General features: G+C 67.9%; 25 protein-coding genes. 15 read left to right on the top strand and 10 right to left on the bottom strand.

What is annotated here, in order from left to right:
- Positions 1–93: 93 nt before the first annotated feature.
- From ACFK0J_RS24835 to ACFK0J_RS24815, 5 genes are all read left to right on the top strand, one after another.
- Positions 94–981 (top strand): ABC transporter permease, encoded by an 888-nt coding sequence (locus tag ACFK0J_RS24835; protein ID WP_378731199.1) that lies wholly within the window; start codon positions 94–96, stop codon positions 979–981.
- A gap of 163 nt (positions 982–1144) precedes the next feature.
- The gene (locus ACFK0J_RS24830) at positions 1145–2086 is read left to right on the top strand and encodes an ABC transporter ATP-binding protein (protein ID WP_378731196.1); all 942 of its coding nucleotides are present in this window, start codon (positions 1145–1147) and stop codon (positions 2084–2086) included.
- Positions 2083–2856: an ABC transporter permease gene (locus ACFK0J_RS24825; protein ID WP_378731193.1), complete on the top strand. Its 774-nt coding sequence runs from the start codon at positions 2083–2085 to the stop codon at positions 2854–2856. The genes ACFK0J_RS24830 and ACFK0J_RS24825 overlap by 4 nt, the downstream gene beginning before the upstream one ends.
- On the top strand, positions 2853–3995 hold the full coding sequence (locus ACFK0J_RS24820) for an ABC transporter substrate-binding protein (protein WP_378731191.1): 1143 nt from the start codon (positions 2853–2855) through the stop codon (positions 3993–3995). Before ACFK0J_RS24825 ends, ACFK0J_RS24820 begins: the two co-directional genes overlap by 4 nt.
- 1 nt (position 3996) lies before the next feature.
- The gene (locus ACFK0J_RS24815) at positions 3997–5304 is read left to right on the top strand and encodes an aspartate aminotransferase family protein (RefSeq protein WP_378731189.1); all 1308 of its coding nucleotides are present in this window, start codon (positions 3997–3999) and stop codon (positions 5302–5304) included.
- A gap of 43 nt (positions 5305–5347) precedes the next feature.
- On the opposite strand, the gene ACFK0J_RS24810 is transcribed toward ACFK0J_RS24815, so the two are convergent.
- Complete coding sequence (locus ACFK0J_RS24810; RefSeq protein ID WP_378731187.1) at positions 5348–5554, bottom strand: hypothetical protein; 207 nt, start codon at positions 5552–5554, stop codon at positions 5348–5350.
- 181 nt (positions 5555–5735) lie between these two features.
- On the opposite strand from ACFK0J_RS24810, the gene ACFK0J_RS24805 reads away from it, so the two are divergent.
- From ACFK0J_RS24805 to ACFK0J_RS24790, 4 genes are all read left to right on the top strand, one after another.
- Positions 5736–7271 carry a glycosyltransferase family 39 protein gene (locus tag ACFK0J_RS24805; RefSeq protein ID WP_378731185.1) on the top strand — a complete coding sequence of 512 codons (1536 nt, stop codon included), beginning with the start codon at positions 5736–5738 and terminating at the stop codon, positions 7269–7271.
- A gap of 197 nt (positions 7272–7468) precedes the next feature.
- Positions 7469–8407, top strand: a complete 939-nt coding sequence (locus ACFK0J_RS24800; protein WP_378731184.1) for an amidase — start codon at positions 7469–7471, stop codon at positions 8405–8407.
- A complete protein-coding gene (locus ACFK0J_RS24795; RefSeq protein ID WP_378731182.1) occupies positions 8380–8886 on the top strand; it encodes an amidase family protein in 507 nt (168 codons plus the stop codon). The genes ACFK0J_RS24800 and ACFK0J_RS24795 overlap by 28 nt, the downstream gene beginning before the upstream one ends.
- A 13-nt stretch (positions 8887–8899) precedes the next feature.
- Positions 8900–9046 (top strand): hypothetical protein, encoded by a 147-nt coding sequence (locus ACFK0J_RS24790; RefSeq protein WP_378731180.1) that lies wholly within the window; start codon positions 8900–8902, stop codon positions 9044–9046.
- Between the two features lie 4 nt (positions 9047–9050).
- Here the strand turns inward: ACFK0J_RS24790 and ACFK0J_RS24785 are convergent, their stop codons facing one another.
- Positions 9051–10532 carry a bifunctional phosphatase PAP2/diacylglycerol kinase family protein gene (locus ACFK0J_RS24785; RefSeq protein WP_378731178.1) on the bottom strand — a complete coding sequence of 494 codons (1482 nt, stop codon included), beginning with the start codon at positions 10530–10532 and terminating at the stop codon, positions 9051–9053.
- Positions 10533–10623: 91 nt separating this feature from the next.
- Here ACFK0J_RS24785 and ACFK0J_RS24780 point away from each other — a divergent pair, with 91 nt between their 5' ends.
- Entirely contained in the window at positions 10624–10992 is a 369-nt protein-coding gene (locus ACFK0J_RS24780) for an arsenate reductase family protein (protein ID WP_378731176.1), read from the top strand.
- A 90-nt stretch (positions 10993–11082) separates the two neighbouring features.
- Positions 11083–11763, top strand: coding sequence for a TIGR00266 family protein (locus ACFK0J_RS24775; RefSeq protein WP_378731174.1), 681 nt, complete (start codon positions 11083–11085; stop codon positions 11761–11763).
- A 186-nt stretch (positions 11764–11949) separates the two neighbouring features.
- Here the strand turns inward: ACFK0J_RS24775 and ACFK0J_RS24770 are convergent, their stop codons facing one another.
- Positions 11950–12459, bottom strand: a complete 510-nt coding sequence (locus ACFK0J_RS24770) for an NUDIX domain-containing protein (protein ID WP_378742991.1) — start codon at positions 12457–12459, stop codon at positions 11950–11952.
- Positions 12460–12550: 91 nt separating this feature from the next.
- On the opposite strand from ACFK0J_RS24770, the gene ACFK0J_RS24765 reads away from it, so the two are divergent.
- The 4 genes from ACFK0J_RS24765 (at position 12551) to ACFK0J_RS24750 (ending at position 14284) form a co-directional block, all read left to right on the top strand.
- The gene (locus tag ACFK0J_RS24765) at positions 12551–12934 is read left to right on the top strand and encodes a nitroreductase family deazaflavin-dependent oxidoreductase (protein WP_378731172.1); all 384 of its coding nucleotides are present in this window, start codon (positions 12551–12553) and stop codon (positions 12932–12934) included.
- Positions 12935–13068: 134 nt separating this feature from the next.
- Entirely contained in the window at positions 13069–13449 is a 381-nt protein-coding gene (locus ACFK0J_RS24760) for a VOC family protein (protein ID WP_378731170.1), read from the top strand.
- A 32-nt stretch (positions 13450–13481) separates the two neighbouring features.
- A complete protein-coding gene (locus ACFK0J_RS24755; protein WP_378731168.1) occupies positions 13482–13844 on the top strand; it encodes an ArsR/SmtB family transcription factor in 363 nt (120 codons plus the stop codon).
- Entirely contained in the window at positions 13841–14284 is a 444-nt protein-coding gene (locus ACFK0J_RS24750; RefSeq protein WP_378731166.1) for an SRPBCC domain-containing protein, read from the top strand. The genes ACFK0J_RS24755 and ACFK0J_RS24750 overlap by 4 nt, the downstream gene beginning before the upstream one ends.
- A gap of 105 nt (positions 14285–14389) precedes the next feature.
- Here the strand turns inward: ACFK0J_RS24750 and yidC are convergent, their stop codons facing one another.
- From yidC to ACFK0J_RS24715, 7 genes are all read right to left on the bottom strand, one after another.
- On the bottom strand, positions 14390–15274 hold the full coding sequence (gene yidC / locus ACFK0J_RS24745; RefSeq protein WP_378731164.1) for a membrane protein insertase YidC: 885 nt from the start codon (positions 15272–15274) through the stop codon (positions 14390–14392).
- A gap of 94 nt (positions 15275–15368) precedes the next feature.
- On the bottom strand, positions 15369–15668 hold the full coding sequence (locus tag ACFK0J_RS24740; RefSeq protein WP_218469897.1) for a DUF6412 domain-containing protein: 300 nt from the start codon (positions 15666–15668) through the stop codon (positions 15369–15371).
- Between the two features lie 24 nt (positions 15669–15692).
- Entirely contained in the window at positions 15693–16505 is an 813-nt protein-coding gene (locus tag ACFK0J_RS24735; RefSeq protein WP_378731162.1) for a helix-turn-helix domain-containing protein, read from the bottom strand.
- 106 nt (positions 16506–16611) lie between these two features.
- The gene (locus ACFK0J_RS24730; RefSeq protein ID WP_378731160.1) at positions 16612–17991 is read right to left on the bottom strand and encodes a condensation domain-containing protein; all 1380 of its coding nucleotides are present in this window, start codon (positions 17989–17991) and stop codon (positions 16612–16614) included.
- Entirely contained in the window at positions 17991–19442 is a 1452-nt protein-coding gene (locus ACFK0J_RS24725) for a condensation domain-containing protein (protein ID WP_378731158.1), read from the bottom strand. Before ACFK0J_RS24725 ends, ACFK0J_RS24730 begins: the two co-directional genes overlap by 1 nt.
- Positions 19433–20884: a condensation domain-containing protein gene (locus tag ACFK0J_RS24720; protein WP_378731156.1), complete on the bottom strand. Its 1452-nt coding sequence runs from the start codon at positions 20882–20884 to the stop codon at positions 19433–19435. Before ACFK0J_RS24720 ends, ACFK0J_RS24725 begins: the two co-directional genes overlap by 10 nt.
- 439 nt (positions 20885–21323) lie before the next feature.
- Positions 21324–23381 (bottom strand): CocE/NonD family hydrolase, encoded by a 2058-nt coding sequence (locus tag ACFK0J_RS24715; protein ID WP_378731154.1) that lies wholly within the window; start codon positions 23379–23381, stop codon positions 21324–21326.
- Positions 23382–23442: the final 61 nt, after the last annotated feature.

The following is a 23442-nucleotide window of genomic DNA, read 5'->3' as shown; positions in this document are numbered from 1 at the left end:
GAGTTGTTCCGCCGCGCATGGAATCGCCAGCTGTTTCGCGCGCGGCATGTCGGCAGGTGTGCGGCAGGTGTGCTGGACATACGTGGGGGGCCGATGAGGGTGGGTTTGGGGACGGCGCGGGTCGGATATGCGGCAACCGTTCTGGTTTCGGTGCTGGCCATCTGGGAGTTGGTGAAGCTCGTCGTCCCGGAAAGTGGGGTGAGCATCGGGGAGCAACGCATTTTGCCGCGCACCGGCGACGGTGCGCTGCCGCACGTGTGGTCGGTGGTGACGGTGCTCGGTGATCGAGACGGCACCGGCACGGTGGGCGAAACCCTGTTGCGGACTGCCGGATTCACGTTCGGCCTGGCCCTGTTGGCGTTGCTGATCGGCACTGCCGTGGGAGTCGCGCTGGCCGTGCTCATGCAGCGGTTCGCCTGGGTTGAACGCGGGCTGTTGCCGTACATCATTGTGTCGCAGACGGTTCCACTGATCGCACTGGCTCCGCTCGTCGCCGGGTGGGGCGGCAAGATCGTGATCGCGGGCGAGCCGTGGCGGCCATGGATGAGCATCGCGGTGATCGCTTCGTATCTCGCTTTCTTCCCGGTGGCGGTCGGCATGCTGCGCGGCTTGCAAGCACCGTCGAAGGCGTCGGTCGAACTGCTGTACAGCTACTCCGCCGGTTGGTGGGAAACCTTGGTGCACCTGCGCCTTCCCGCCGCGGTGCCACACTTGCTTCCGGCCTTGCGATTGGCCGCGGCCGCCTCGGTGATCGGCGCCGTGGTCGCCGAGATCTCCACCGGCACCGCGGGTGGAATCGGCCGCCAGATCATCGTTTTCGCTCAGCAGGCGACCGGCGACGCGTCCCGGCTCTACGCGGCGGTCCTTGCCGCCGCACTACTCGGCGTCGCGGTCACCGCCGTCGTCGGGCTCGCCGAACTCGCGCTGCGGCGCTACAGCCGTCCCGCCGGAGCCGCGCGCTCCTCGGGAGGTGACCGATGATCGCCCGGCAGACGCTCGCCGCGCAAACCCACCGCGCCGCGCCGCGCAGAGGTGCCGTGCCGTCGCCGCGCCGAGGCGCGAGGCCAACGCGGGGGAACGCCGATCCCCAACGCGCGCTTCAGCATTACCGCCGCCCGCGCGGCAGCTCATCAGGAGGTACCCGTTGACCGCTAAAGGACGACCTGCTGTTGCCACGGCAACCGAAGAGGGAGCGCAGGTTTCGGCCGACGGGCAGTTCGGCTCCGTCGCCGACAGCGTGGGAAACATCCGCACCGACGCGACAGCAACGCTCGAGCGGACCGCCGCGGTCGAGCTGACCGACGTCGGCAAGATCTACTCGGCCGGTTCGGTCACCGCGCTCACGGACGTGTCACTCACCGTCGCGCCTGGCGAATTCGTCTCGCTCATCGGCCCTTCCGGGTGCGGCAAGTCCACCTTGCTGCGCATCATCGCCGATCTGGAACAACCGACCAGCGGCACCGTGACCGTGCACGGGAAGACCGCGCGACGGGCCAGGATCGATCAGGACTACGGCATCGCCTTCCAGCAGTCGGGCCTGCTGGATTGGCGCACCGTGCAGGCGAATGTGGAACTGCCGCTCGAGCTGCACAAGGTACCGAAGAGCGAACGCCGCACGCGCAGTGCGGAACTGCTCGAGATGGCCGGACTCACCGACTTCGCCAAGCGCTATCCGGCCGAATTGTCCGGTGGCATGCAGCAGCGGGTCGCGATCGTGCGGGCGCTGGCACCGAAGCCCTCACTATTGCTGATGGACGAGCCGTTCGGCGCGCTCGACGAGATGACGCGCGAGCGGATGCAGGGCGAGCTGCTGCGCATTGCCGGGGAGACCGGGGCCGCCGTGGTTTTCGTGACCCACTCCATTCCCGAGGCGGTGTTCCTGTCCGATCGGGTGGTGGTCATGTCGGCGCGGCCCGGTCGGATCACCGACATCGTGCCGACCAACGGCTGGGGCCGTGACGCAGCCATCGTGGGCGACGATGTGCGGTCCAGCGCACCGTTTTTCGAGGCTGTCGCCGCCGTCCGCGCCGCATTGCGGAGCGGCCATGGTGACACCGGCACGGCGCCGGGGCGGGACGTTCGATGACGTTGCCGTGGAAGACCGTGCTGCCGCCGATGGTCTTCGGCATCGGCGGGCTGGTGCTGTGGCAGGTACTGACCGTGGCCGCCGGTGTTCCGTCCTTCCTGCTGCCCGCGCCCGCCGCCATCGCGACCGAATTCACCGGGAACTTCGATCGCATCGCCGACGCCGCCACCGCGACCGGAACCAATGCGCTGATCGGGCTACTGATCGGCGCGGTGCTCGGCATTGTCGCCGCGATGCTGGCCGTCCGGTTCCATCTGGTCGATGGGCTGCTCAGCCCGCTCGCCGCCGCGGCGGCCGCGGTGCCGATCGTTGCCCTTGCGCCCCTGTTGAATTCGATGTACTCGACCACGACCGACACCCCGCGTCGCATGGTCGTCACCATCGTGGTGTTCTTCCCGATGTTCGTCAGCACGGCCAGGGGTTTGCGCCAGGTGCCGCAGGTCCATACGGATCTGATGATGTCGTACGCGGCGGGCGGCTGGCAGGTCACCCGCACCGTCCGGCTGCCCGCGGCACTGCCGTACCTGTTCACCGGCTTGCGAATCGCCGCACCGGGCGCGGTGATCGCGGCCATCATCGCCGAATACTTCGGCGGCTTGCAGAACGGCCTCGGCAGCCGCATCACCTCCGCGGCTGCCAACACCGCTTATCCCAGGGCTTGGGCTTATGTAGTAGGCGCCATGCTCGTCGGCCTGCTCTTCCTGGCCGCCGTCCTACTCCTCGAACAACTCACCCGCAGGCCTCGCACCACCCTCTGGAGATCTAGATGAGAAAGCCCACCAAGCGATTCCGGACGGGCCTCGCGCTCGTCGCGCTGGCCGCGGCCACGCTGACCGGTTGCAGCACCACCGACAGCACGTCCGGCACGACGGCCGATGGGCTCACCAAGGTCCGCCTGCAATTGCAGTGGTTCAAGCAGGGACAGTTCGCGGGCTACCTGGCCGCGGTCGATCAGGGTTTCTACAAAGAGCAGGGCCTATCGGTCGAAATCCTCGACGGCGGAACCGATATCGTCCCGCAGACGGTACTCGCGCAAGGGCAGGCGGACTACGCCATCGCCTGGGTACCGAAGGCTTTGGCGTCCCGCGAGGCGGGTGCGGGCATCACCGACGTGGCGCAGATCTTCCAACGGTCCGGCACCTTGCAGGTGTCGTTCAAGTCGGAGAACATCACCGATCCCGCCGCCCTGCGCGGCAAGACGGTCGGCAACTGGGGCTATGGCAATGAATTCGAGCTGTTCGCGGGCATGACGAAGGCGGGCATCGACCCTGCCAAGGACGTCAAATTGGTGCAGCAGCAGTTCGACATGAACGCCTTCCTCGGCAAAGATATCGCCGCCGCGCAGGCCATGTCCTACAACGAGTACGCGCAGCTGTTGGAGACGAAGAACCCCGCCACCGGAAAGCTCTACACCGCAGATGATTTCGCCACCATCGACTGGAACGACGAAGGCGTCGCGATGCTGCAGGACGCCATCTGGGCCAACAGCGAGAAGCTGAAAGACGCCGAATACCAAGAGCAGACCGTGAAATTCATCGCGGCCTCGCTGAAGGGCTGGGCATTCTGCCGCGACAACCTCGACACGTGCCGCGACATCACCGTCGCCGCGGGCACCACCCTCGGCGCGACCCATCAGCAGTGGCAGATCAACGAGGTCAACAAGCTGATCTGGCCGTCACCCGCGGGCATCGGCATGATCGACACGGCGGCCTGGGCCCGCACCGTGAAAATCGCCAAGGACACCAAGAACCAGGAGGGCGCCACCGTCCTGACGAAGGACCCCGAGGCGAACGCCTACACCAACGAATACGTCACCAAGGCACTGGAACTGCTGAAATCCGATGGCATCGACGTGACCGGGGCGGGGTTCGCGCCGCGCCAGGTCACCCTGACCGAAGGCGGTAAGTGATTTGACCGACCACGTCTTCTATCCGTGGAGCGCGCAAGCCGGACTGAACGCACCGACCATTGTCGGCGCGTCCGGCTCCCACTTCTGGGACGACAATGGCAACCGCTACCTCGACTTCTCCTCGCAACTGGTGAATGTCAATATCGGCCACCAGCATCCGGATATCGTCGCGGCGATCATCGCGCAAGCCCAGCAGCTGGCGACCATCTCGCCGACCGTCGGCAACGAGGTCCGCAGCGAACTGGCCCGGTTGATCGTCGAACGCGCACCCGGTGACCTGAACCGGATCCTGTTCACCACCGGGGGCGCGGAAGCGGTGGAACACGCGGTGCGCCTGGCCCGTAGCTTCACCGGCCGCACCAAAATGCTCGCCGCGTACCGCTCCTATCACGGCGGCACCGGCGTGGCGATCGGGCTGACCGGTGAACCGCGCCGCTGGGGCGCCGAGCCGACCAATGTCGACGTGGTGCGCTTCTTCGGCCCCTACCCGTACCGATCCCCCTGGGAGACAAGCACTCCCGAGGAGGAGACGACGGCGGCGCTGCGCCACCTGCGTCAGGTGATCGAACTGGAGGGGCCGCAGAACATCGCGGGCCTGATCCTCGAAACGGTCGTCGGCACCAACGGAGTGCTCGTCCCGCCGCCCGGCTACCTCGCCGGAGTGCGCGCGCTCTGTGACGAATTCGGCATCGTCTACATCGCCGACGAGGTGATGGTCGGCTTCGGCCGGGTCGGCCAGTGGTTCGCGGTGCGGGAATTCGGCGTCGCACCGGATCTCATCACCTTCGCCAAGGGGGTGAACTCCGGCTACGTCCCGCTCGGCGGCGTGCTGATCGCCGAACGCATCGCGCAGCGATACGACCACACCGTGTATCCCGGCGGCCTCACCTACGCGGGGCATCCGCTGGCCTGTGCGGCCGGTGTCGCCTCCATCGAGGTGTTCGAGCGCGATGGCATCCTCGACCACGTGCGCTCGGTGGGCACCGATGTGCTCGGAAAAGGCTTGCGCGAGTTGGCCGCCCGGCATCCGAGCGTCGGCGAAGTGCGTGGGCTCGGCTTCTTCTGGGCGCTGCAGCTGGTGCGCGACCCGCAGACGCGGGAGCCGCTGGTCCCGTTCGCCGCCGCCGGTGCGGCGGCCGAGCCGATGGCGAAGGTGACCGCGGCCGCGAAGGCTCGCGGGGTGTGGCCGTTCAACGTGGGCAACCGTTTTCAAATCGCGCCGCCGCTCACCACGTCGGCGGACGAGCTGCGTACCGGGCTGGAGATCGTCGACGAAGTGCTCGAGGTCGCGGACGAGTACGTGACCTGACGTAAGTCCCCGGGTCGGCTCCGCGAGCGTGTCTCGCGGAACCTCAGCGCGGCGTCAGGGCGATGACGACGCCGCCCTGCTGCCACGTCTGATACAGGTCGGCCTTGTTCGGTGCACCGTCGGCGGTGAAACCGGTCCCGTTGAACTCGGCGTTGGTCCGGTTGTCCCTGGCGATGACCTCATAGAGCCGCATGACATCGTGCTGCTCGGTGTACACCACCGGGACGAAGGTCCGCGGCTTGCCGCCCATCGACACCTGCACCGGGCCGCCCGCCCGCAGGTATCGAACGCGGCGCGCGGACCGAAACCAGACAAGAACCTGCCGGTACCGCGAAACGCCGGATCGGACGCGCCCGGCGGGTGTTCGGGCGCGACGACCGTTTCCCGCTACATTCGAGCGGTCCCGTCCCGGAAGTCCTCCAGGAGCCGACGTGACCGACACCGCAGAACGCCCGGAGCTCGACATTGAAGCAGACCCTCGCCCACCTCTAGCGACCTCGGGCATCACTGTTGTTGCCGCGATCTCGGCGGCAGTGCTGCTGTTCTCCGCGAGCCGCTACGACTATTTCGGCGACGAGCTCTACTTCCTGGCTGCCGGACGGCACCCGTCGTTCGGCTATGCCGACCAAGGCCCGGTGCTGCCGATGCTCGCCCGGCTGATGGACATCCTCGCCCCGGGATCGTTCTTCGCGCTTCGCCTGCCCGCCGTGCTGCTGACCGTGCTGGCGATCGTGCTCACCGCGCTCATCGCCCGCGAACTCGGCGGCGGCCGTACCGCGCAACTCGTGGCCGCCATCGCCTACGCGACATCGCCGTTCCTGTTGTTGCAGGGCAAGATGCTGACGACCAACGCGGTGGACACGGTGTTGTGGGTGATCATCACCTGGCTCGTGGTGCGCTGGGTGCGTACCCGCCGCGACGGGTTGCTGCTGTGCGCGGCGCTGGTGACGGCGGTCGATATGCAGGTGAAGTGGCTGATCCCGTTCTTCTGGATCGGTGTCGCGGTGACCTCGCTGGTATTCGGGCCGCGTGAACTGGTGCGCAGGCCGCTGCTGTGGCTGGGCGGCGCGATCGTGGTTCTCGCGACGGTGCCCACTTTGATCTGGCAGGCCGAGCACGACTGGCCGCAGTTGGCGATGGGCGAGGTGATCAGCGGCGAGCAGGGCGTGCTCGGCGGCAGGCTGATGTTCGTGCCGCTGGCGGTGCTGACCGCTGGGTACCTCGGCGCGGTGGTCCTGCTGTACGGGGTGTGGGCGCTGCTGCGCAATGCCGCATTGCGGCCGTACCGGTTCCTCGGCTGGACGCTGCTGGTCTTGGTCGCGATCTTTCTGACGATCGGCGGGCGGATCTACTACGTGGCCGGAATGTACGGCGTGGTGTTGGCCGCGGGCGCGGTCGGGCTGGTGGAGCTGGTGCGCGGTCTGCGCGGCATCGGTCGGCGCGTGCTCACCGGAGCGGGGATTGTGCTGGCGCTGGCCGCGACGGTGTTCGTGCTGTGGGCGACGCCTTGGCGGGACGCATCCGCGATCGAGCCGCCCGCCGATGACGCGGAGGCCACCATCAATATCGGCGTCTACGGCGAATTCGGCTGGCCGGAGCTGACCGAAGCCGTTCAGCGGAGCTACGAAGCACTGCCGCCGGCGGAGCGGTCCGGAGCGGTGATCGTCACCGACACCTATTGGCAGGCAAGCGCTTTGGATCAGTTCGCACGCGATCGACTGCCACCGATCTACAGTCCGAGCCGCGGGTACGGCTACTTCGGCACCCCGCCCGACGCCGCGACGGCGGTGATCGCCGTGGCCATGAACGAGGGGTTTCTGCGGTGGGATTTCGCACGCGTCGAGCCGGTCGGCAAGGTGGATTCGCGCATCGGCTATCCCGGCAACACCCAGGAAGTGGTCATCTGGAAGTGCACCGGGCCGCACCATCCGTGGGCGCAGGTATGGCCCGCGCTGATGCACCTGTAGGCGGCCGTAGGTGCTGCTGCCGGGTCGGCCAGTGTTGTTGGCAGGAAAGGCAATTCGTGATGGTTGCGATGTACTCGATCGACTATGCTCGGGGTGCTGCTGTGCGGGAGTCCAGGGGGATCGGCCACGCTCCTCGCATCGACATGATCCACACACTGCGCCGCTGACTTTCAGCTCGCCGACCGATGAGGCAAATCATGACGCCACCTGCCGCTCCCGCGTTGCCCAGCCTGACCGAGGCGGCCGCCGCGCTGCGCCGCCGCGAACTGACCGCGACCGACCTGGTGGACCGCGTCCTGGCCAACGCCGACAAGCACGACAGCACCCTGGGCGTATACCTCGCCCGGTTCGATGAGCGGGCCCGTGCGCAGGCCGCCGCGGTGGACAAGAAGATCGCCGACGGTCTACCCCTCGCACCGCTGGCGGGGATTCCGCTGGGTGTCAAAGACATTCTCGCCCACTCGCACGCCCCGACCACGGCGCAAAGCCTCGTGCTCGACCCGGCATGGGGCACCTCGGTCGGTGATTGCACCGTGGTGCGCAGGCTCGAGCTGGCCGGTGCCATCGTCACCGGCAAGACCACCACCATGGAGTTCGCCATCGGAATTCCGGACCCGGGCAAGCCTTTTCCGGTGCCGCGCAATCCGTGGGATCCGGCACGCTGGGCCGGCGGATCGAGTTCGGGATCGGCCAGCGGCGTCGCGGCGGGCATGTTCCTCGGCGCGATCGGCACCGACACCGGTGGCAGCATTCGAATGCCCGCCGCCCACACCGGAACCACCGGCTTGAAGCCGACCTTCGGCCGGGTGCCGAAATCCGGCGTGGTGCCACTGGGTTACACCCTCGACCATGTCGGGCCGATCGCCCGCAGCGCGGCCGACTGCGCGCTGCTGCTCTCGGTGCTCGCCGGACCCGATGACGCGGACCCGTACAGCGCCCGCGTGCCGATCGACGACTACGTCGGCGCACTCACCGGCGATCTGCGGGGGATCACCATCGGCGTCGACAATCTGGACCGGTACGCCAGCGCGGGCATCGATCCCCTTCAGCCACAACGGTTACGGCGGCGATCGATGTTCTCCGGGAGGCCGGGGCCACCATCGTCCCGGTGGAGCTGCCGATGTATCCCGAGCTGAATGCCGTCCTCGCCGTGGTGATGCTCGCCGAGTCGCACGCTTACCACCGGCGCACCCTGCGTGCCCAGTGGTCGGACTACGGTCAGGCCACCCGCATACTCCTGGCCGGTGGTGCGGCCGTCACCGGCGCGGATTACGTTCAGGCGCAACGAGTCCGGCGAATCGCCAAGGAGCGGATGGCGGAACTACTCGGCCAGGTCGACCTGGTCGTCACACCCACCTGCCAGCTGAGCGCACCCGCGCTCGACTCCTTCGATCAGCTACAGCCGCTGACCTTTCTCGACTCGCTGCACACCATGTACTGGAACCCGCTCGGTAATCCCACGCTTGCCGTGCCCATCGGCCTGTCCAGCACGCACACCCCGCTGTCGATGTCGATCTCCGGCAAGCACTTCGCCGAGGCGGCCGTCCTGCGTGCCGGTGACGCCTATCAACGCCGCACCGACCACCACACCCGAATTCCCACTGCCGTCCGCTGATCGGAGAATGCCGATGACCATCGAAGACCCGTGGTCGACCAGCCCGGAGGAGAACGAGGCGGTCGCCGCCATGTACCAGTTCGCGCAGGCCGCGGCCGCGTTGCTGCACGATGTCGAGGAAGCCCGCTACACCGACCCGAGTGGCGGATTCACCGGCTGACCGGTCACTCGGTCTCGTCCGGCAGCGATCGGAAGACCGCCAGCGCGGCCGGTTGGCTGGCGAAGTCCAAGGTCATTGCCTGGTGGTTCACCTCGCCGTCGGTGGCCAGTGAGACGGGGGCACCGTCAACCTGGACGCCGAGCTGCGCGACGCGCCGATGCACGTAGGTCGCCGAACGGTCCAGCGTCCCGGTGAAGGTGGCCCAGATCAGCCGGGCGCGGGAAAACCGAAGGTCCGCACTCAGATACCGGATGTCGAGCGTCCCGTCGTGCAGCCGGGGGCGCGACATCGGGATCTGGTCCGCCGGGTGGTACGCGCCGTTGCCGACGAACAGCATCCACAGGGCGGCGCGTTCGCCGTCGATCGTCGCGCGCAGTGGTTGCGCGCGAAACAGCACGCACAGCATGGCGAGTCCCGCGGCGGGCCACTTACCTACCCGCCGCTGCCACCGTTCCCGCAGCCGGACGAAGTCCGGGTAGCCGCCGAGGCTGGCCGTATTGACGAAGACGCGCTCCTGCGTACCGTCCAGCCGCACCAGAGCGGTGTCGACGAGCACCAGCTGACCCGAATCGAGCGCGTCGAAGGTGGTTGCGGGGTTCTCCACGCCGATATCCCGGGCGAAGTGGTTGAGCGTCCCGCCCGCGAACACCGCCAATGGAAGGTTTTGCCGCACAGCGGCTTCGGCGACCGCCGACACCGTCCCGTCACCGCCGAGCACACCGAGAGCCGCGATATCGTCTCGGCGCACGCGGGCGTCGATCTCGGCACTGAGATCGATCGAATCATCGAGCTCGAGGATTTGCGCCGCGGGCAGCCGGCCCCGCAAGGTGGCCAGCTTTTCGATGCCGTCGCCACTGCCCGCGGACGGATTGACCACCAGCAGCAGTCCGCGCCCGTCCGGCAGCGGATCGGTCAGCTTCGCGGCCCCGAGCGTGGCCGGTTCATCGTCGCGCACCGCCCACCAGCGCCGGGTCCCCAGCGCGACGCCGGAACCCAGCGCGGCCCCCACCACCACATCGGAGGGCCAGTGCACGCCGATGTGCACCCGCGAATAAGCGACCGCCAGCGCGACCGGCGCGATGGCCGCGGCCGTCGCCGGGGACTCCAGCGCCACCGCGGTGGTGAACGCCGCCGCCGAGGCGGCATGGCCGGATGGGAACGAGGAGGACACGGGTGGTTTGACCAGCCGCCGCATCAGCGGCACCGCCTTCGCCGGCGGCCGCCTGCGCGGGAACAGCGGTTTGGCCACACCGTTGGCCAGGCCACTCGCGAGGCTTACCGCGGCGAGTCCGCGCACCGCGCCACGCCGCTGCGCGCGACCGCCTGCCACGAAGAGGCCTGCGGCGACCGCCATCCAGAGGCGGCTGTGGTTCGCGCTCATGCTCAGCGAACGCAGGAGTTGATCGGCGGGGGACGGCCGCAAGCGCGCAGTGCGCTCTACGAGTCGGCGATCCAGGGCATTGGTCGGGCGAAGTCGGTTACGCATCGAGTCGAGTTTAGCCAGCGAACCGGTCCTCAAACCGGGACCGTGCGGCCGCGTCGGCCGCGGCCGATCCGCCGCTCGGTACCCTGCCCGCATGACATCTGGGCAGACCGAGATCTGGCACAACCCGCGGTGCACCAAGAGTCGCAACGCCACCGCGTTCCTGGACGAGGCGGGCATCGAGTACTCGGTGCGCCGCTATCTCGACGAGCCGCCGACCGCCGCGGAACTGCGGACCGTGCTGCGACGGCTCGGCGCCGAACCGTGGGACATCACCCGCACCGGCGAGCAGATCGCCAAGGACCTCGGGATGTCCGGGTGGGGCCGCACGCCCGCCGACCGGGACCGATGGATCGAGGCGCTGGCCGAGCATCCGAAGCTGATCCAGCGGCCCATCGTGTTGACCGCGGACGGCGGCGCGGTGGTCGCGCGCGACGATGCCGCGCTGCGGTCGCTCGGCTGAGCCGCCAAGCTGCTGTGTCCGCCGCCACCCTGACCGCCGGCGTCGCGGTGTCGTCCTACTGCCTCGAATCAGGCGGTAGGGTCGGCGAATATGAAGGTACAACTGCGCCACAATCCGGCCTCGACCATCGCGCGGTGCTTCCTCGCGGGCGGCGAGCCGATGCGCGTCGAGAGCGGCGCCATGGTCGCCCACTCGGCCGGAGTCACGTTGGCGGCCAAGGCCGAAGGCGGCATCCTGGCCGGCTTGAAGCGGTCGATGCTCGCCGGTGAATCGTTCTTCGTTTCCACGTTCACCGCACCGCAGCAAGGCGGCTGGGTGGATGTGGCGCCCGCGCTGCCCGGCGACATGCTCAATCTGCAGATCACCCAGGACCGGCCGTTCTTCATCAGCCGCGGCGGCTGGATCGCGAATTCGCATGGGGTGCAAATAGAAAGCAAGTGGGGCGGGCTGGCGAACCTGTTCGGCGGCGAGGGCGGCTTCGGTCTGCGCGCGCACGGCGAGGGCGAGATCGTCGTCGGCGTATTCGGCGCCATCGATGTGATCGATCTGCAGCCGGGGGAGCCGATCACCATCGACACCGGGCATGTCGTGGCATACGACCTCGCGATGAACTTCTCCATCCGGCGCGCGGTATCCGGCCGATCCATCCAGTCGCTGAAGTCGGGTGAGGGCTTCGTGTTCGACTTCGTCGGGCCCGGCCGGGTGCTGCTGCAAACCAGGAACCCCGGCGCTTTCGCCGCCTGGGCCAGTTCGGTAGCCTCCTCCGGGTAAAACCGGCGCGGCGAGGATCGATGCCGGTCGTCAAAGTTCCGGTGCCCCATCGATAACCCGACAAATGGAGAACCATGGAACTGTTCGATGTCGTCGTCAGTATCTTCACCACCATGTTGCAGGCAGGCAGCGGCAGCGCGGCCTGATCGCCTCGCCGAGTGAGCCGAGGGCCAGGGCGTAGCGCGCTCAGGTGAGCAGATCGTCGACCAGTACCCGGGTGTCCGGCACGAACGGCCAGTCCGGGTCGGCGAGGTGGGCGCGCAGTTCCGCGTCGGTCCACCACCAGCCGTCGACGATCTCCTCCGGCTGGTGGTGGATCGGGCCGTCGTAGCGCAGTTCGTAGCCGAAGAGGTGGCAGCGCATGGGTTTGCCCTGCCATTTGCCGTCCCATGCCACCTTGGCCACCGGCCTCGGTGCCGGGTCGGCGCCGGTGAGCGTGATGCCGAGTTCTTCGGCGAGTTCGCGCACGGCGGTCTGCCTCGGGGACTCACCCGGGCCGACCACGCCGCCCGCCAGGCAGTCGTACATGCTCGCGAAGACCATCTTGGTATCGGTGCGGCGGTGCACGTAGATCCGCTCGCCGTCGCCGGATCGGACCAGCACACCGGCACTGGCGTGCCACAATCCGTCCCGGTAGACCGCGGCCCGATCGGCCGCACCGACCACCCGACCCGCCGCGTCGTAGACGGCGATCATCTCGGACTTCTGCTGGACGCGTTCCGACTGCGCTGACACCGGTCGAGGGTAACGTGAGCTCAGCACGCCATCTCGAGAGAGGACCGCGCCGATGGTGCTTCCCCGCGCACTGGCGAAATTCAACCGGCATGCCACCAATCCCGCGGCGGGGCTGTTCGCGGGTCGCGCTCCCGGCTTCGCCATCTTGCAGCACAAGGGCCGAAAGTCCGGGCGGGGCTACCGGACTCCGGTCGCGGTGTTCGAACGCGATGGTGTATACCGCATCTCGCTGACCTACGGCCGCAATGCCGACTGGGTCAAAAACATTTGTGCGGCAGGCAGTTTCATTCTGCACACGCGTGGCCGGGCGATCGAACTGGGCAATCCCGTGGTGCGGCACGACCCGTCGGTGCAGTGGGCGCCACCGCTCGTCCGCCCGTGGCTGAAGGCGTTGTCGGCCGAGTACTACGTCGAAGCCCGGCCGGTGCGCCAGTAGGACCGCCGCGCAGTCGGCCCGACGGGCGCGTCGAGAGCTGACCAGGACGCCACGGTCCGCGAATTTTCGCTGTCTTTCCAACTCGGGTGCGGGCGCGGTTGACAGGTAGGAAAATTCCTACCTATAGTTCCGGCATGACGATCACACAGATCAACACCATCACCGCATTCGTAGCCGACCAGGACAAAGCCAAGGAGTTCTACACCGGCGTGCTCGGCTTCGCCGTTCGCCGCGACATGGTCATGGGTGAGAACCGCTGGCTCGAGGTAGCGCCCGGCGAGGCGGGTGCCGCCATCGTGCTGCACAAGCCGTTCCCCGGTGCCAGCGCGGGCACGTTGTCCGGAGTCATCCTCGGCAGTAACGACGTGGACGCCGTCGCGGCCCGGCTGCGCGAGGCGGGTGCGGTAGTGGACGGGCCCGACGACTTGCCGTGGGGACGGCAGGCGACGTTCGCCGATCCGGACGGCAATTCCTTTGTGCTGCAAGCACCTCCGGTACCGGATCGGCAGCAGTGACGCCACTGCTGGAAGCCCCGGGGACAGCGACGATGCCGCAGCGAAGCAAAGCCACCAGTGTCGATCTGCTGTTCGGCGCGCTGGCGAATCCGACCCGCCGGGACATCCTGGACGGACTGCTCGACGGGGAGCAGACCGTCCAGGCCATCGCGGAGCGGTTCGACATGGCGCGCCCCAGCGTCTCCGAGCATCTGAAGGTGCTGCGTGACTGCGGGTTGGTCACCGAGGAGAAGCACGGGCGGTTCCGCTATTACCGGCTCGCGGCGGGCCCGCTGATCGAACTGCGCAGCTGGCTGAACCCGTACGAACGGTACTGGCGCGCCAGCTTGACCCAGCTCGGCGAGGTGCTCGACGAGATGGACGATGATCAGCCGCGGGAAGGGGAGGCGCGATGAGCGACGACCTGACCGCGATCGAAGTCGACCAGTTCTACCCGCACCCGCCGCGGAAGGTCTGGCGGGCACTGACCACCCCCGAACTGATGGGCCGCTGGCTGATGGAGCCCGACGGCTTCGAGCCGGTACCGGGTTGCCGTTTCCGATTGCGCGCCAAGCCGATTCCGGCGGTGAACTTCTCCGGTGAGGTGGCTTGTGAGGTGCTGGAGGTGGTCGAGGCCGAGCGGCTACAGATCAGTTGGGCCGATGCCACCGCCGCGAATCCCGCCGACTGGCGGATCACCTGGACCCTGCACCCGGAAGGCCGCGGCACCCGTGTTCTGTTGCGGCACAGCGGCTTCGACCCCGACGACCCGGTACAGCAGCTGTCCCGCAGCATCATGGGCAGCGGCTGGCCCACCGTCGCCCGAAACCTCGGCAAGGCGCTCGACACCATGTGAAGTGGGTTGACGCCGCCGTCACCCGTCGATCTCACAGAGCTTCCGCGCCCCATACCGGAGGTACACCCCTTGTGAGGCGTGCGAAGGCTCTGTGAGATCGAATGTTCAGCGGCGGCGGATCGGCTTGGCGCCCGGTTTCGGGGCGGACGCCGCGCGGACGGTGGCCGTTCGTTGCGCTTCGGCGGCGGCTTCGGCGTCGAGGCGGTGGTAGACGAAGTGTTGTTGGGCCAGGGTCCAGGCGTTGTTGGTGACGAAGTAGAGCAGGATCGCCACCGGCAGCAGTGCGCCGCCGACGAGGGCGGCCGCCGGGAACGCCCACAGGGTGAGCGGGCGCATGAAGGCGAACTGGGTGGGGGTGTCCTGTCGGGCCAGTGCGGCGCGGGCGGTGAAATGCGTTGCTACAGCGGCGACCAAGGTCAGCGGGATGGCGATGACGGCTACTGTTGCCAGCAAGTCGCCGGCGCCCGCGACGGTGGCCGACAGCGGCGCACCGAAGATTTTCGCCTGGAGGAACGACTGGACATCGGTCGCGCCGAAGACGTAATTGGGTGTCGCGGCGTTTTGCTCCGGTGTCATCGGTGTGGCGATTGCCTGGAACGGCAGATGTCCGAGTGCGCCGGTGCGGTCGAACGAGCGCAGCACATGGAACAACCCGGCGAAGACAAATAGCTGACCGATGATCGGAATCAGTGTCGCGAAGCTATTGATGCCGTTGTCTTTATACAATTTCTGTAGCTCGGTCGCCTGGCGTCGACGATCGTTTGCGTATTTTTGTTTCAACCCAGCGACCTTCGGCTGCAATTTTTTAACAATCGCTTGCGTGCGAGCCTGCTTCAAAAACGGCACAAATAGGGCAGCGCGAAGGGTGAGGACGAGAAAAACCACCGAAAGCACCCAGGCGAGGGCGCTGGCGGGTCCGAGGACGGCGGCGAAGGCGTAGTGCCACAGCCAGAGAATGGCGGACACGGGGTAGTAGACGAAGTCGAGCATGAGAGCACCTGACTGTGGGCGTGCGTGGGCGCACGAGAACGGAAGGGTTCGACGACAACGCCGACGGCACCCCGCAGCAGCTGCGGAGTGCGCGTCAGGCGGTCGCGAACCCTGGTGCTCGTGGGCGTGGACGCCCGGGGGTGTCGGGATTGCTCTGGCGCAGGAAAGAGCCACGTCGGCGACGTTGCGCGGACGGCGGCGGACCCGAACCGACCTGGGGGAGCGGCAGACCGGCGGCGGTGTGCAGCGTGGCGAACGCGACGAACAGCGACGCGGCGACCATGCCGACGACGGCGACCGATCCCGGCTCACCGGCCGGAATCGCGAACAGCACGAGCGCGGGCAGGACGAATGCGACGACCGCATACGTCATCAGCCGGGCTCGCGTGATCATCCTCCGAGCATACGTCCCGTCAGCTCAGAGTCCGATATCCCAGTCGACGTCGCGGCTCATCATCGACGGTGGCAACCCGAAGGTGCGCCGACAGGTGCGGGTCAGGTGGGCGCTGTCGGTAAAACCGGCCGCGGCGGCCGCGGTGGTCACGTCGTCGCCCGCCATCACCCGCGTCATCGCGATGTGCAGCCGTAGCCAGAGGATGTAGCGGCGCAACGGAATGCCGACCTGTTCGGTGAACAGATGGGTGAGCCGGGTCGCCGAAATGCCCAGTTGCCGTGCCACATCCGAGCCGCGCACCGAGCCGTCCCGGACCAGGTCGGGCAGCAACTGCAACGCCGCGGCCACCACACCCTGCCGGTCGTCGGCGGACGGTGCCGGGTTGTTCCGCAGTAGGTCCGCGAGGACGTCGGCCACGTGCCCGGCGAGTTGACCCGGTGTTGAATCGACACTGGGCGTGCGTGCCGGATCGACGCTGAGCGGCTGCGCCCAGCCGTGCAGATGCGCCCGCCGGTCGGCGGCCGCACCGGCGACGGTTTCCGGGTCGAGGTAGACGGCGATGCCGTGCGCGGCGCCGACACAGACCCGGTGCGGCGCGTCGGTCGGCACGATGATGTGCGTGCCCTGCCGTCGCACTCCGCTGCCGTCCACAACGACCACGGGGGTACAGGCGGCGACGATCTGCACGGCGTGGTGGGCATGGAGTTCCGTCGGCAGGATCTCCCCGGCGAAGGCCAGGATGCCCGGCCGCAGTAGTGCGCTGCCCTGCCACTGCGGTCCGTCGGGGGCTTCGGCGTCCGATGACGTCGAGAAGTCGTTGCTGACCAGAGCCTTCATCTTCGGACGCTCCCGGCTTTCACGAGAAATCTCTCGCTGGTTCCTGCGCTGAGCCTAACGGGTCGGGCTGAAGCGCAGTTGTGCTTTGTGGATGGTCGAGGAGTCTTCATACCCGGACCGAGATCGCGGCGGACAGGGTCGCGGCGACCTTGTCGAGGAACTCGGCGATCAACGGTCCCGCGGTGGGTGTGGCGGGGAAACGGGTGCGCAGCGCGAGCCCGTCGTCGGTGCGGGTGAACCACATCTGCACATCGTCCAATGGCGCGCAGCGGCTGAGTTGGGCCGGATTCCGGGGCACCGTGCGGGTGGTGTCGCTGCGCGAACCGCCGGGTAGTCGCCGGTAGTCGGTGTAGGAGACGCTGAACAGATCCTGCCTCGTCCGCTTCAGGTCGCTGCCCATCGCGGCGAGTACCCGGCTCGCCGGGACCTGCGCCAGGCGCTGTCCCGCCCGGACCGCGTCGTCGGCGGCCTGCGCGGTGGCGCAGAAGTCGTGCGCCACCGGGACATGCGCCGGTGCGTTCGACACCAGCCAGCCGAAGGTGTTGTGGTGCCGCGGCTCTCGCCGGGTGTGCACCGGGAACACCAGGTCGGTCCCGGTGCGCCCGCCGAGTTCGGCCGCGGCCATCGCCACCGCCGCGAGCAGCGCCGCGAACATCGAATAACCGTCCGCCCGCGACTTGCGGTGCAGCGCATCGGTGGCCATGGCGCCGAGCAGCAACCGCACATCGCTGCCGAACGGTGCCACCGACCCGGCGGGCAGGCCCAGGTCGAGCGGGAAGTGCGGCAGATCGTTGCCCGCGGCGTGCAGGAAGTCCCGCCACGCGCGGATCAGCGGGCCGGTGGCCGCCGCCGGAATGGCGGCTTCGCGGGTCGAATAGGACAGGAAGCTGCCCGGTTCGGGCAGCCGGTCGGCGGCCGCGGCGGCACCGTCGTGGCCGTCCTCGCAGGCGGCCCGGTACAGCTCGTCCAGTTCCGCCACCGCGATGGTGATCGACCAGGCATCGCACACGGCGTGGTCGAAACCGCAGACGATGGTGGACGTTTCGGGCCTGCTGACCGCGCCGAGGAAATACGGCGCGAAACTGAACGGTGAGCAGGCCTGATCGAGCCGCGCGCCGAGCACCGCGCGCAGCTCCTCGGTGGACGCGGTTTCGACGGCCTGCTGGGGGACCAGCCGGATGTCGGTGTCCATCACCACGTGCACCGACGGCGGCTTGCCGTCCCGCGGCGGTTCGAAGCTGCAGTGCAGCGCGTCGTGGCGGGGCAGCCACGCCGAGAATGCCGTCTGCAGTGCGGATTCGTCGATCGGTCCGGCCACGTCGAAGGTGGCGGCGAGCCAGGTCGTCGGTCCGGTCGAGGACAGATGGATGGACTGGTTGGAGGTGGGGGGCGTCGCGTCCGGCGTGGGACCGGGCTCGGCGAGCGCGGTCCACTCGAGCAGGGTGCCCGGCGGCGCGCTCAGCTGGTCGAGAAACAGCAGCTGCATTATGACCTCGCGAAATCCGGTGTGGTCGCGGTGTACTCGCCGGTGGTGGCGATGGCGCGCAGGGCGGTGCGAATCGAATCCAGATAGGCCGCCGCCGATGTCGCCGCGGCCGCGGTGTCCGGGAACATCATGCTGACGTGCAGACGGTCCAGCTCACGGCTGAACCACATGGGCGAGGTCTGGCCCATCCGAGCGCGGGAGCCGAGGCCGTTGATCCCGTGCACGTTGGGCAGCGCGTTCTCCAATGCCGCACCGGAAATCGCGCGCACATCCATGTACGACACCCAAGGCCAGTCCGTCGTGGCGGGTACCGGCGCACCGGTCAGTGCGGCGGCCCGCTCCAGCGCGGCGTGAATCGGCACGTTCGCCAGGGGTTTCACCCAGTCGAGCGCGACACCGGCACGGCCGATGAGATCGGTGAAGTGGTCGGTCGGGTCGACCTCGAACGAGATCGGCAGCAGGTTGATGAACCAACCCTGTGCGAGCTGATACTGCGGCTCCTGCCTGGTGCCGACCACATTGAGACCGAGATAGTGGGTGCGCCCGGCGAATTCGAGCTCGGCCAGGGCGATCGCGGCGAACAGGCCCGCCGAGAACGAACCGCCCGCGGCCTTGCACGCCGCCGAGAACGCCTCGCATTCGGCGGCATCGAGCAGATCGACCTTGGTGCCCCGGCTGTCGGCGAGCTCACCAGGGGCGAGGCCGAGGTCGATCGGCAGCGGCCGCACCTTGTCCAGGCTGTCGGCGACCAGGGTGGCGAGCTTGTCCAGCTCGGGCGGATTGGCGGCCACCGCGGCCCGCTCGTTCCGCGCGAACTCCACATAGCTGCCCACCGGGAGCAGCACGGGCTCCTGCCCGGTCGAGTAGGCCGTGTAGAGGGCGTGCAATTCGAAGATCGCGGTGACCAGGGACAGGCCGTCGCTGAACGCGTGGTCGGTGTTGTAGACCAGGGTGAAGCCGTCGGCACCGTGATCGATGGCGCCGCAGAGGAACGCCGGCCACTTGATCGGTTCGGCACTGGCATGGAACTTCTCGACCAGCAGATCGCGCAGTTCCTCGCCGGAGTCGAAGGCGCCGACCGTCGTCGTCTCCAGCTCGACAGCGCCGGGTTCGAGCAGGTACCGGGTGAGCGCGAACTTGCCCGCGGACTCGTCCAGTTCGAACCACGACCGCAAGCTCTCGTGGCGCTGCAGGAAGGTGGTGAAAGCGCGCCGCAGCGCGTCCGCGTCCAGCGGGGTGGCGACGGAGAAGCACAGCGACAGCTCGGACGCGAGCGGATCCTCGGTATGCCGGCGCGCGGCCCAGCGACGAATGTGCGACTCCTGCACGTAGGTCGCGGGTGCGTCGGACGGCGTGGCCGCCGCGGTCGCCGCCCGGCTGGCCGCGGTGGGGGTGAATTCGAGTAGCACGCCCGGCTTCGGCAACCAGTCTTCGGTGAGGGTCATCTCCATGACAGCGGCGCTCCTTCGATCGGACGGATTCGGGCGTCTCCATAGCGGGTGAACTCGGCGAGCAGATCGCGCATGCGCAGGACATGGCGGTGGATATCGCGCGTCGCCTTGGTGGTGCCGGGGTAGCGCATGTTGAGCGTCACGCCGTGTGGCGTGCGCAGGAACCAGAAGAAGAACTCGTCGGCGGACACATTGCGGCTGCGCAGCCACCGAGTGTCGGTGTCGGCCCAGGTCGCGGCCGACGGCGCCGCCCGAACGTCCATGTAGGACACCATGAACGAGATCCGCGGCCGGGTGCCGAGCAGCTCGCAGACCCTGGCGAACGGCACCGTTGCCGCGCTACGGGTGCGCCGCAGCTCCTCGCCGGCCGGGGTGATGAGCTCGGAAAGATTGCGCGCCGGGCCGCAATCCAGCTGGAACGGGGCGAGCCCGACGAACCAGCCGAGGGTGTCCGCCCACTGCGGCTCGGTGCGGGTGTGCAGCGGGATCACCGTGCGGAAGTCCCGTCCGGCCCCCAGCTCGGTGGTCGTCACCGCGAACGCGGCGAGCAGGGCGGCGAACAAGCCCTGGCCGTGTTCCCGGGCGACCACGGATGCGGCGTCGGCGGCGTCGGCGTCGAGCACCTCCACCGACAGATTGCGCTGCGGCACCCGCCGCGACGACGCCTCCGCGGGACCGGTGAGCTCGATCGGTGCGGCGGCGACCTTGCTGAGCGTGCCGCAAGGCAGGTCGTTTTCGGTGTTCTCCGGGAAGAACGTGCGCCAGGTCTGCACCGCGGGGTTGTCCGCGGTGGCCGAGGCGGCGCGGACCCGCTCGTCCTGGGAGAAGTCCACATAGCTGCCGGTCTCGACCAGCTGGGCCGTTTCGCCCGCACGAGCCGCGTTGTAGAGCGCGTGCAGCTCGCCGCCGGTGGAGATGGTCGAGTAGCCGTCCATGATCGAGTGGTCGGCCGCGAACACCACGGTGAAGCCGTCGCGACCGGCGATGGTCACGCAGACGTAGGACGGCCACCGCAGCGGTGAGGTGCCGTCGTCGAGCAGGCCGTGGACCAGGCGGTAGGTCGCCATGGTCGAGGTGGGCGCGCCCGCGTCGACCGGTTGCACCCGGATCTCACCGGGCGGCAACGTGTACCTGGCCGGCTTGCCGCCCTCGATGGCGACATGCGAGCGCAGTCCTTCGTGCCGGTCGATCCAGGCATCGAAGGCGCTGCGCCAGGCCTGCGGATCCAGCGGTCCGTCGATGCGGAACGCATGTCCGAGCCAGTAGTGGCGTTGGTCTCGTATTCGACTGTGCTCCACCGCATCTCGAAGATGATGCTCGTGGTTATAAGAAACGGCGCGAGTATCGCGTGGCCAGTCGGCCCAGTGGGAAGTGGCCGTCGGGAGCCACTCGATCACACGGCCGCTCGGCAACGGGTAATCGGCCAGTTCGATGAATTCCATGACACACCTTCAGCTGCCCATCGGTGATTCCCATGCGCGGTAAGGGAATTGCCGATCCGAATAGTGACAAGAATTTCGGCCTGCATCCGAGAACTTTGTCCGAACAGTTCCGGGACGTCATCGTCGGACCGGAACGAGACAAACTTTAGAAGAAATTCTCAGGGAATGTGACGGTGAGCTCGATCACCGGTATTTGCCGCTGAAACGCGGACAACGGCGTTGCGGGGGGCGCAATCGGCCAGTGCAACGCCGCTGCCAGCGACAATGTGAAACGCTTAATGTTCAGGTAGCTGAGAGATTGCCGGACAATGTGTCTCAATGCACCTGGAATTCATCCTAGGTTTGCATGATCTTTACAGGTCGCGCGACTGAAGCCACGCTAAACGTGACCTGTGACACAGCCGACTCGGACGATTCCGGCGCGGGTCCGCCCCCTGTCTCAGCCGCCGAAGGCGGACGCCGGTGCGAGCGGAACGACCAGACTGGACGGGCGGGCGGCGTCCCGGTGGATCTGCTGGGACGAACCGAGCAAGCGCGGCAAATCGGTCGGAATCGGGATGGTCGACGGGAAGGTGCCGCTGGTGATGCGAAGGCGCAGCGCGTGTCCCGGCTCCAATCGGTAGAAGGTGGGGCGGATCTTGACCTCCAGCTTGGTCACCTCGCCGGGCGTCAACAGCTGTTCTGCGTCCTTGCGGATGACGTGTTCCGGCGCGTAGATCGTGCCATCCGTTGCGCGCCATGTCTTTTCGTCGTTCAATGTGCGCTGGCTGGCCAACTGGGAGCCGCCGGTGATGTTGACCGCCGAACCGTCCGGCGCGACATCGTCGAGCCAGACCTGGAAGGCGGCATCGTTGCTGGTAGAGGACGCGTAGAGGGTGACGCTGCTCGGCCCGGCCAACACGGTCGGCTCGGTCACCGGGTCCATCGTGTAGCGGCGTCCGGCCACCGGTTCCTGCACCCACTCCGTGCACGGGTTGTAGGCATTGAACAGGCGAAACAGGAAATCGAACAGGCCGGCGCTGTACTGGCCGAGGCTCTGCCGGTTGCAGATGGTGTCGATGCCGGTGTAATCCAGCCGATCCGACGCGTCCGCGACGGCGGGTGGCTGCGCGACCAAGCGATCACCGTCGAAGTACCGTTGCTGAATGTCGGCCTGCTCGAACGGGTATCGCGCGGTGGTGACCGCCATATTGTTCGGGTCGATCACGTGCAGCGGTTTGTCGGTTTTGTCGATTCCGTTCGGAATGTCCTTGAGCCAGCGGTCGAACCAGGCCACCGTGATCATGTCGGTGTCCAGCCGCGAGCCGGGCCCGAAGCCGAGGCCGACGTGGTACCACGGCCCCATCAGCAGCTGGAACCGTCCGTCGGTGGGCTGCCCCGGCGCCATCGGCGCGAACTGGTCCTTGCCCGCGGCGATGTTCTGCAGCTGGGAGTAGTTGCGCCACGGGCCTTCCTGGTACAGATCCCAGAGCCCGCCGATCTGGTACATGGCGATGTCGTTCTCGACGACCTTGTGCAGATCGGTCTCGAACCGGCGCTCCTGCCACCACTGGCCGTCGTAGGCCAGCGGTCCGCCCGCGTACGCCTCGAGCAGCAGCTTGATCGTGCTGTCCGAGGACACCACCGCCTGCAAATGGTCGACCAGGGTCTTGATGAACAGCTGCGGCGAGACCACCGCGGCCATGAACGGGCCGATCAAGCTCAGGTACGGCACCAGCACCGAGATGGCGGTGAGCAGGATCGGGCTCATCATGCCGTCGTGGCCGAGCACCTCGTTGAAGATGTTGTTGGGCATGGCCATCGGCACGATCGCCTTCAATGGCGAACCGGGCGAAACGGATTCGGCCGTGCGCAATGCGGACAGCGCCGGGAACGAGTACCCGAACATGCCGACCTTGCCGTTGGAGCCGGGCAGCTTCGCCGCCCAGTCGACCAGTTGGGCGCCGTCCAGGCCGTCCTGCTGGGAGGCGGGGTTCCAGGCGCCGGTCGACCCGCCGGTGCCGCGCACGTCGGCGATCACCTCGATGTAGCCGCGCCGGACCAGCATGTCCTGAGCGCTGGTGGCCTGGTTGATGATTCGGCGCGCGTCCGTCAGCTGATCGGGCAGCGGGATGTGCAGCGTGTCGATCACGCTGGTCACCGCGGCCGTCAGTGCGCTCGACAGCGCGCCGTAGGTGGTGAAGTTGACGACGACCGGGAACTCGCCCGCGGCGCGCGCCCCCGTGGCGGGATCGGTCGGGTAGCGCACCTCGGTCTGCAACTGGGTGCCGTCCGAAAGTGGGACGATATGTCCCAGTTCGTAGGCGATGCCGTAGCGCTCCGGCGTGGGCTGATAACCAGCGGGCAGGCCGAAGTTCGCGGGCGCGTTCGGCACCGGTCCCGCGGCGGGCACGGCGTTCGCGGTGGGCGTGAGCTGGAGGATCAAGCCGATGGCGGTGATCGCGGCGGCGACCGTCACGGTGTGGCGGGGAGCCCGTGCCCGGGATGCAATTCTCAACTACCTGAACCTTTGCTGGCGGTGGTCGAAGTCGGGCTGGAGGCTACCCGTCCGCGGCGCT

It is taken from the genome of Nocardia brasiliensis, from assembly GCF_042691675.1.
In the GTDB taxonomy this organism is placed as follows: Bacteria; Actinomycetota; Actinomycetes; order Mycobacteriales; family Mycobacteriaceae; genus Nocardia; species Nocardia brasiliensis_D.
This window is presented reverse-complemented; position numbering and strand designations above follow the sequence as displayed.

What these genes read in the sequence shown, in the direction of transcription:
- ACFK0J_RS24835 (WP_378731199.1), top strand. Translation starts at nt 94, where the DNA reads ATGAGGGTGGGTTTGGGGACGGCGCGGGTCGGATATGCGGCAACCGTT.
- ACFK0J_RS24825 (WP_378731193.1), top strand. Translation starts at nt 2,083, where the DNA reads ATGACGTTGCCGTGGAAGACCGTGCTGCCGCCGATGGTCTTCGGCATC.
- ACFK0J_RS24820 (WP_378731191.1), top strand. Translation starts at nt 2,853, where the DNA reads ATGAGAAAGCCCACCAAGCGATTCCGGACGGGCCTCGCGCTCGTCGCG.
- ACFK0J_RS24810 (WP_378731187.1), bottom strand. Translation starts at nt 5,554, where the DNA reads ATGGGCGGCAAGCCGCGGACCTTCGTCCCGGTGGTGTACACCGAGCAG.
- ACFK0J_RS24800 (WP_378731184.1), top strand. Translation starts at nt 7,469, where the DNA reads ATGACGCCACCTGCCGCTCCCGCGTTGCCCAGCCTGACCGAGGCGGCC.
- ACFK0J_RS24790 (WP_378731180.1), top strand. Translation starts at nt 8,900, where the DNA reads ATGACCATCGAAGACCCGTGGTCGACCAGCCCGGAGGAGAACGAGGCG.
- ACFK0J_RS24785 (WP_378731178.1), bottom strand. Translation starts at nt 10,532, where the DNA reads ATGCGTAACCGACTTCGCCCGACCAATGCCCTGGATCGCCGACTCGTA.
- ACFK0J_RS24780 (WP_378731176.1), top strand. Translation starts at nt 10,624, where the DNA reads ATGACATCTGGGCAGACCGAGATCTGGCACAACCCGCGGTGCACCAAG.
- ACFK0J_RS24775 (WP_378731174.1), top strand. Translation starts at nt 11,083, where the DNA reads ATGAAGGTACAACTGCGCCACAATCCGGCCTCGACCATCGCGCGGTGC.
- ACFK0J_RS24770 (WP_378742991.1), bottom strand. Translation starts at nt 12,459, where the DNA reads ATGATCGCCGTCTACGACGCGGCGGGTCGGGTGGTCGGTGCGGCCGAT.
- ACFK0J_RS24765 (WP_378731172.1), top strand. Translation starts at nt 12,551, where the DNA reads ATGGTGCTTCCCCGCGCACTGGCGAAATTCAACCGGCATGCCACCAAT.
- ACFK0J_RS24760 (WP_378731170.1), top strand. Translation starts at nt 13,069, where the DNA reads ATGACGATCACACAGATCAACACCATCACCGCATTCGTAGCCGACCAG.
- ACFK0J_RS24755 (WP_378731168.1), top strand. Translation starts at nt 13,482, where the DNA reads ATGCCGCAGCGAAGCAAAGCCACCAGTGTCGATCTGCTGTTCGGCGCG.
- ACFK0J_RS24750 (WP_378731166.1), top strand. Translation starts at nt 13,841, where the DNA reads ATGAGCGACGACCTGACCGCGATCGAAGTCGACCAGTTCTACCCGCAC.
- yidC (WP_378731164.1), bottom strand. Translation starts at nt 15,274, where the DNA reads ATGCTCGACTTCGTCTACTACCCCGTGTCCGCCATTCTCTGGCTGTGG.
- ACFK0J_RS24740 (WP_218469897.1), bottom strand. Translation starts at nt 15,668, where the DNA reads ATGATCACGCGAGCCCGGCTGATGACGTATGCGGTCGTCGCATTCGTC.
- ACFK0J_RS24735 (WP_378731162.1), bottom strand. Translation starts at nt 16,505, where the DNA reads ATGAAGGCTCTGGTCAGCAACGACTTCTCGACGTCATCGGACGCCGAA.
- ACFK0J_RS24730 (WP_378731160.1), bottom strand. Translation starts at nt 17,991, where the DNA reads ATGCAGCTGCTGTTTCTCGACCAGCTGAGCGCGCCGCCGGGCACCCTG.
- ACFK0J_RS24725 (WP_378731158.1), bottom strand. Translation starts at nt 19,442, where the DNA reads ATGGAGATGACCCTCACCGAAGACTGGTTGCCGAAGCCGGGCGTGCTA.
- ACFK0J_RS24720 (WP_378731156.1), bottom strand. Translation starts at nt 20,884, where the DNA reads ATGGAATTCATCGAACTGGCCGATTACCCGTTGCCGAGCGGCCGTGTG.